This window comes from Flammeovirga sp. SJP92 (assembly GCF_001583495.1).
GTDB lineage: Bacteria > Bacteroidota > Bacteroidia > Cytophagales > Flammeovirgaceae > Flammeovirga.
Genome location: NZ_LQAQ01000036.1, coordinates 1 through 7,731, shown reverse-complemented (window position 1 = coordinate 7,731; position 7,731 = coordinate 1). Strand labels below are relative to the sequence as shown.

Below are 7,731 nucleotides of genomic sequence, written 5' to 3'. Positions count from 1 at the left end.
AAATGATTTTCTTGTTTGAGCAAAGCGAGTTTAAAATCATTTAGGCGAGTGGAATGAAATTTAGCTTTTGACTTCTAAGCCTAGATTTTTTGCTTCGTTTTTCATCAATGGAAAAATGAAGAAGAAGGAAGGTTGAAAGTAGAACTTTCAAAGCTTGTAGAAATGTTGAGTGAAAGTTGACGATAATTTAGTCAACATGGGAGTTGTAAAGTATCTACACCACATCAAAGGCATTGAAAACAGATAAAATGCTATTTGGAAGCAAATAAAGTGGGCAGAGTGTGTACTTCTAAATTATACCCCCGATAACTCGTGAAATATTTTTCTTAAAGCAATGTAACATCAAAAAAGTAGGTCATTAAAAAATAACTTTATCTCCAATAAGTTTCAGTATTTGTTTCTGAATTGATTTACAATTATGATTTCTTCTTTAGTGAATAATTCACCCCCGCTTTATGAGTCAGTTTAATCTAAGATTTTGCAAATGCTCTACTATGTTTACATTATTCGCTGGTCGTTGGCGAATTTTTTTAACTCTAGAAGGTGAAATGAAAAATGATGATTCTATTTCTTGTCCATGAATGAGTGTGGTAAGTAATACATCATTTTTCCTTCTGTTTTTATTACTTCAATGTATTGTAAACGATGTGGACTTCAATTTCCATCATTTGATTTTGATTAGAAATTGATTGTTGAAGGCGTTGAAAAACCTGTTAAGGTGCAGTTCTTTCTTGGACCTTGACTTCTGCTCTATTTTAAGACAATAATAAAGAGGAGAGGAGATTGGAAAAGGCACTCCAACAGCCGAGTTACAATACAACGAGCATTATGAAATGAAAAGTAAACAAAAATAACACTATATAAGTATGAAATTTACTGCACTTCTATTTTTTACTCTATGGTCCTTTTTGGCAATAGGACAAACAAACTTGCTACCGGACGGAAGCTTTGAAGGTGGATCAACCTCAGGATCTAATGATAGTTATTATAACTATGAAGGAAAAACACTTTGGAGAGGTTGGCCGTTCACTGGTTTTGAACTAGACACTGAAGTCAAACGAAGCGGAGCAAGGTCTTTTAAAGTGGCATTCCGTAATTATGGAAGCGGAGTTCCTACATTCCGTACAGAACACTATCCTGAGTTAGGAGCAGGGAAATATGAATTTTCTTTTTATTATAGAACAGATATTGACCGAGCTGGTGAAAAAATTACCATTGATGTACACAGTGGCAAACAAGGGAGTTCACAAAGCGTTAGTCAACATGAAGTAACTTTGATTAGCGAGGCAAAAGATGATTTTGTGCAGCTATTGATTGAGTTTGAAGTTGATGATAATTTTACAACCTTCCTTCCTTATATCAGAATTCCTTATTTAGAAGAAGGAGCTTACCTGAATATGGATGATGTATCTTTGGTAAAGGTCTCAACAGAATCAAAAGCGACTACACCAACTCCTGCAGACAATGCTACATCAATCAACACTAGTGATGTAAGTCTTCAATGGTTAAATGGTGTAACTGCCGTCAAAAGAAATGTATACCTTGGTACAGACTCAGATGACTTGGAGCAAGTGGCGACAGAGATTACAGCTACAAGTATTGTTATCAACGATTTAGAAAATGATAAAAAATATTTCTGGAGAGTAGATGAAATCGAAGAAGGAGGCAATGTGATTACAGGTGATGTATGGGCATTCACCACAAAGTCGTTCTTTGATGAGTTTATGAGTCAAGTACAAACAGGCAAAGTAAAATCGGATACTAAAATTAAATGGACGCAATTTGGTCCTGGTAATGCCGGTTTCTCTAACTTCCTTCGTTATCACCCATTATTGCCAGACTTTTGTGTGGAATCTCCAGATATGGGAAATACATACCAAACTGAAGATAATGGTAAAAGCTGGAAAACGATCAAAGATGTTGATGGAGAAGGAAACTTCTTCCGTTTATATGAATTACAATATTCTACAAAAACAGCTAAATACGCTGTAGCAATTGAATCTTCGCGTATTTACTTCAGTCAAGATACGGCACGCAGTTGGACAGAAATCAAAAATTGTCCTTGGTATTCTTTCGAGTTTGATGGAGGTAGAGATGGTAGATCTTGGTATAGAAAAGTATCAGCAGTGGCAATGGACCCTAGCAATGATTTTACTTGGTACGTAGGGGCAGGGAACTTCTGTAGAGGTCAGCAACAACTTTGGAGTACAGTTCAAAACCCGACAGCTTCTAATCCGAGAGGAAATGAAAATATTTATGATAATATAGCGTATCAAGGTAAGATCTGGAAAACTACAGATGCGGGTAAAACATGGACAGAATTAACGCAAGGACTTAATGACAAAGCACAGTTCTCTCGTATCATTGTTCACCCAGCCAATAGTGATGTGGTTTTTGCTGGATCTCAATACGGTATCTTCAAATCTACAAACGGTGGTGCTTCATGGACCAATATCGGTGAAGGAAAGTTGGACAACAACACCATTATGGATATGGATTACTATTATGATGCAGGTTCAGGAAGATTTGTATTATATGTAGCGGATCAAGTGCGTTACCATGCCAATGGTACAACTACAAGTTCTGATGGCGGTATTTTCAAATCGGAAGACAATGGTGAGACTTGGGTAAATATTAATGGAAATTTAGGATTAGATATCAACCGATTGACAGGTGGAGTTTCTACGAATTATTATCAATACATCGCGAAATGGTTTGAAATTTCTGAAGCAGAAGCAAAAAGTCAATATCCAGTATTACCAACAGCAGCTTTGCAGTATTTTAATTCTTTAAATGTAGATCCAAGTGAAGAAAATGGTTTGTATGTAGGATTCTATGATGCTCAAGTTCAAAAGTCAATCATTCCGGGCCGTTTATGGAAAACTACTAACGGCGGTACGTCTTGGATTAATACAGCACGTGATTTTGGTCCGGCTTGGGAGAATGATAAGGAGTATTGGATGGAAAGAAACAATCCTTATAATGATAATATGGAAGAAGGCCATCAGCTTTCTAATCAGCAATGGGGACAAAATTATCCACTGCGTTCATTGCGTTACTGTTCTGTCAATGCTCGCGGTGATGTGATGTTGATTTATGCGCACAATACTTTTGTGAGTACAGACAAAGGAGAAACATTTACGCAAGTAAACGAGACGTATACTTCAAACGGCAATATCATGGGTACGGGTGACAGTAATTTACCAGGACAATGCTTGTTCCAAGATAGACGTTTAGGAGAAGGTATTTTGTATTTAGGTTCGGGCGAGCACCACTTATGGAGAAGTACTAATGACGGCGAAAACGGAAAGCAAGCCGTTAAGTATATTCCTGAAACACAAGAAAGTGTCTTTGCTATTTCAACGCACCCTTGGGATGTTAACACAGTTTATACTACTTCTATGCGTCAAAAGGATCTTGATAGAATCTTCAAATCAATAGATGGAGCAGATACTTTTGAGGATTGGGGTAAAGCCACTGAGGCAGAAGAATGGATGTGGACAAACAGCATCATTATAGACCCTATCAACCCCAATTATATGTACTTTGGCGTAACACAAGTGGCCGGTTCTGGTGGCGGTAGTGGTACAGATGGCCCAGATAAAGATAAAGAAGGTGGTTTCCATATCTCTACCAACGCTGGTAAAAGCTTTGAGCCGAGCAATAATGGTATGCCGACAAAAATGTGGATACAGGATATAGAATTTGATCCAAGAGACAGTACTTATGCATCAATCTTTGCCGCTTCTCCATGGAACCAAGAGGTTAGAAAAAATGGTGGACTATTCCATACCACTGATCGCGGTAAAACATGGAAGGAAATCAAAGTAGCCGATAACATTGAAGGCATCAATAGTGTCACTTTTGATCATACAGGCCGATTATATGTAACGGCAGGACGAAGAGCGGCAGATGTAAAAAGCGGCGGTGCATTCTACTCTGATGATTATGGTGCAACATGGACCAAAATTTTTGAATCACAGTATATTGAATTCTTTGATGTTTCACCATTTGACAGAAATATGTTGGTGTTGACACAAGGTGTAATCACTGCCAATCCTGGTGTTTATTTTAGTTATGATGCAGGTGAAACTTGGATCAAAAGTAATCACACTATAGGTCAGCCTGACAATATTAATCAAATAGAGTTTGATGTAAATGACCCAACTGTGCTTTGGATGGCCGTAATGGGAAGTGGTTTCTACAAAGGAATTATTGAAGACGGTGAGGAAGCTCGTAAAATCATATTGACACCTGGTACAGCCAATATCAAAGGTGATGAGACATTGCAATTAGAAGTGGAAACTTTGGGTATTGAAGGCGAAGTGAAATACAAATCAGCCAACAACACTATTGCCACTGTTTCTGAAGATGGAAAAGTGACAGGTCTGAAAAATGGAGCTGTAAAAATATGGGCCACTTCTGAAGATGACCGTTACTCTGATTTTGTTTACGTTGTTGTTTCAGGTAATGAGGATACTGATCCTCCATTAAGCATTGACGATCTTGGAAAATCAGGTATTCTAGCTTACCCTAACCCCGTAGAAGGTACATTATTCCTTAAAGGCGATCATACAAATCAGCCAATGGTATTCAATGTCTATACTACCACAGGTTCTTTGGTTCTAAGCCAAACAATTCAAGGTACAGCGAGTGTGGATGTTTCCAAACTGAGAAAAGGTTTGTACATCTATAAAGTAAAAGGCAACGACATTGAGGCAGTAGGTAAGTTTATCAAAAAGTAAGTACTAGGACAAAAGTAAACGGACATTTTATCTTACCTTTTTTATCCTACTCTTCGTTAGATTTTTATCGCGTAACTAAGGCTATGCTCTGCAAATCTGCCTCGATTAGAATAAAAAATTTTAATCTGAAATTATCCCTTTTCTTCTGTCCTAGTACTTAAGCTTTTCATTTCAATTTCATTTCATAAAAATACTCCGCTATTGTTAGTTATTCTGACATTAGTGGAGTGTTTTTCTTAAAGGGAAGAGCTTTGTTAATCCCATTTAATTTTAAGATGGTCAAGGTATTCTTTTACATTAAACCCTATCTCTTCTTTTATGATTTCATTATCATCTTGATCAAACATTTTAAATGTCTTTACTTTTCCTTTTACGATAGGAATTACATAAGATATAAATGGGTTCAAGTGATAAAAATCTGATTTTAACTTTCTATTCAATTCATCAATTGAATCCATCTTGTATGCAATTGTATCTGAATCGTGTTCATAATGAAGTATCAAAATTACCTTTTCACTATCAACACTCCAACTCTTTAAGATTTGGGTCATGATATTATCAGCAAAGCTTCTATCTCTTCTTACTTTTTTTATTTGATTTTCAATTTCATATTGATTGACTTCATCATTTAATTGATAACTTATGAAATCGATAGATTGCTTTATTATTTCGCTAAGTGAAACCATTTTGATGTTGATACTTTAAAGTAATTATTTGCAGTATTACGAATACTTTGAAAGATGATGAGCTTTTTTATGAAAATTAGTGATGATGATTAACATTGTACCTACACTATTATATCCTCCAAATAAGATTGAAGGTAGGCTTTGTAATATTCTAAATACTCTCTAAAAGAATTGTATTCTATAAAACCAGGAATTGAGGCATTATATCTATAATATGACACAGTTCCTTCAAACTCTGATAGAAACAATAATGTTTCTTCGTAAATCCCTCCAATGATTAAACTACTATTAAGCCATTCATATAATCCATCCTCATTATCTTGCTGATAGATCTCTATTAAAGCAGGATTAGCTTCATAAGTATATCTAAATTCATTTAGCTTAGAAAACGAAGAATAGTCTAGGCCAGTACAAAAACTAGACAACCCATTAATATGTAATAAAAACTCCTTTAATTCAGTAGAGAACTCTATATCAAGGTCTAATTCTGCACTCTTAATTTCTTCAGGACTTGCACCATATATATGCAATTCTTCGTTGTTTTCTAACCGATAAATTTGCTTTGAAAGAGAAATAATATTCTCAATGCTATTTTTCATTTTATAATTTGCTTGAAAGTAGTTTTCAAAATAGTGAAATTTTTATCGAATGCCACTTTTAACCAAAAATAGTAAAAGAAAGATAATAAATGTACACTAACCCACCTACTCTAAATGATTTGATTAATTTTACTCAAAATCAAAATTTAATCGAGAATGAAAATTATTCATGCATTGTTTTTATCTGCATCTTGTTTTTTGGCAAGCTGTGATAATTCAGATCAAGCAAAATCATCAGTAAAAACAGAAGCTACAACGAGTACAGAAGAGGTATTAGATGCAAATACACATAAAATTGTGGTCAATGAGAAAATAGCTTCGGGTGGATATGTATACATTAAAGTAACTGAAAAAGGGAAAGAGTATTGGATGGCAGTGCCTGGAAGACCTATTGAAATTGGAGCGACTTACTATTATGATGGAGGGATGGAAATGCAAAACTTCGAAAGTAAAACGCTAAACAGGACTTTCGAAAGTGTCATTTTTGCTGAAGGGATTCGTGATCAAGCCCAAAAAGTGAATAAGACAGTGAAAAAGAGTGCTCCACAAGGAAGCCCTCAAGTTAAAGATATTGATAAAGCTCCTAACGGAATTCGAATCGCTGAACTTTTTAATAATATGAATGATTATTCTAACAAAGAGGTGATCATTAAAGGTCAAGTGGTGAAGGTTAATAATGGTGTGATGAATGTGAATTTTGTACACCTGCAAGATGGAACGATTGGCAATGGTCAATATGATATTACAGTGACAACTGACGATAATTTTTCTGTAGGTGAAGTAGTCACTATCAAAGGTAACGTAATCCTAAATAAAGATTTTGGTGCCGGATATACTTATGATGTACTCGTTGAAAAAGCAGTGAAATTATAATTGTAAATACCCGCCTTTTTATTGGCGGGTAATTTTTACTTTTTCTTCAAAGAAATTACTCTGATGGCAAAAGTGTTTTCATCAATTCAAAACTCATTTTCTCGACATTGACCATATTTGGATTGTAAGCAGAAACATTCGATAAAACGATGATTCCATTTTTTGAGACATCATCAATGATCATGGTTGAAGTATACCCTCCGGTTCCTCCCATATGATAATACCAATTATTGTCAGCTTGAGATTTTAAAATATGCCAACCTAGACCAATATCCATATCATCATTGATTTCAAAGGTTTTCCCTTTTGTCAATTGAAGTGCTTTGTTGGTTTGGTCAAACTGAGCAATTGCAAAATTTGATAAATCTTCCACGGTTGAAAAGATACCGCCGGCTCCAGCTAATACTGAAAATTCCCAATTAGAAGTTTCCTCTCCTGCTGTATTTAAACCTGCCACTAAGTCTCCTTTAATATTATCCAAAACTGACGTTGAGTTCCTCATATTATAGTTAGAAAATATCTTTTTCTGGAGAAGATGCTCATACGTGTCATTCTCAATTTCACTTAGTGTATAACCGAGTAAACCTACTGCTAAATTTGAATATAAATACTCTCCTTTATTGGATAATTCAAGCGATTCTGTTAGGTATTTATAAAGCTCTTTCTCTCGGTATTCTTTATAAGGATTTTTGGGGTTTACCTTTGTAAGTTCAAGGTTGGAAGGCAATCCTGGCAGTCCTGAAGTATGGTTGGCCAAGCGTAAAAATGATATTTTTGTATTATTATTTATTGGTGTTTTCAGATAATCATTGATGTTATAATTTCACT

General features: G+C 35.3%; 5 protein-coding genes. 2 read left to right on the top strand and 3 right to left on the bottom strand.

Features of this window, described 5'->3' with window-relative positions; all coding sequences use genetic code 11:
• Window positions 1-866: 866 nt before the first annotated feature.
• Complete coding sequence (locus AVL50_RS09315) at window positions 867-4,745, top strand: T9SS type A sorting domain-containing protein (RefSeq protein ID WP_082795735.1); 3,879 nt, start codon at window positions 867-869, stop codon at window positions 4,743-4,745.
• Window positions 4,746-4,999: 254 nt separating this feature from the next.
• Here AVL50_RS09315 and AVL50_RS09310 read toward each other — a convergent pair whose 3' ends face one another.
• Window positions 5,000-5,431, bottom strand: a complete 432-nt coding sequence (locus tag AVL50_RS09310) for a hypothetical protein (protein WP_062616225.1) — start codon at window positions 5,429-5,431, stop codon at window positions 5,000-5,002.
• 101 nt (window positions 5,432-5,532) lie between these two features.
• On the bottom strand, window positions 5,533-6,030 hold the full coding sequence (locus tag AVL50_RS09305) for an SMI1/KNR4 family protein (protein ID WP_062616224.1): 498 nt from the start codon (window positions 6,028-6,030) through the stop codon (window positions 5,533-5,535).
• A gap of 156 nt (window positions 6,031-6,186) precedes the next feature.
• On the opposite strand from AVL50_RS09305, the gene AVL50_RS09300 reads away from it, so the two are divergent.
• Entirely contained in the window at window positions 6,187-6,903 is a 717-nt protein-coding gene (locus AVL50_RS09300) for a hypothetical protein (RefSeq protein WP_062616223.1), read from the top strand.
• Window positions 6,904-6,958: 55 nt separating this feature from the next.
• Here the strand turns inward: AVL50_RS09300 and AVL50_RS09295 are convergent, their stop codons facing one another.
• On the bottom strand, window positions 6,959-7,705 hold the full coding sequence (locus tag AVL50_RS09295) for a serine hydrolase (protein ID WP_256366113.1): 747 nt from the start codon (window positions 7,703-7,705) through the stop codon (window positions 6,959-6,961).
• Window positions 7,706-7,731: the final 26 nt, after the last annotated feature.

Excerpts from the sequence above, each read along its gene's own strand:
- AVL50_RS09300 (WP_062616223.1), top strand. The coding sequence starts at position 6,187 with ATGAAAATTATTCATGCATTGTTTTTATCTGCATCTTGTTTTTTGGCA.
- AVL50_RS09305 (WP_062616224.1), bottom strand. The coding sequence starts at position 6,030 with ATGAAAAATAGCATTGAGAATATTATTTCTCTTTCAAAGCAAATTTAT.
- AVL50_RS09310 (WP_062616225.1), bottom strand. The coding sequence starts at position 5,431 with ATGGTTTCACTTAGCGAAATAATAAAGCAATCTATCGATTTCATAAGT.
- AVL50_RS09315 (WP_082795735.1), top strand. The coding sequence starts at position 867 with ATGAAATTTACTGCACTTCTATTTTTTACTCTATGGTCCTTTTTGGCA.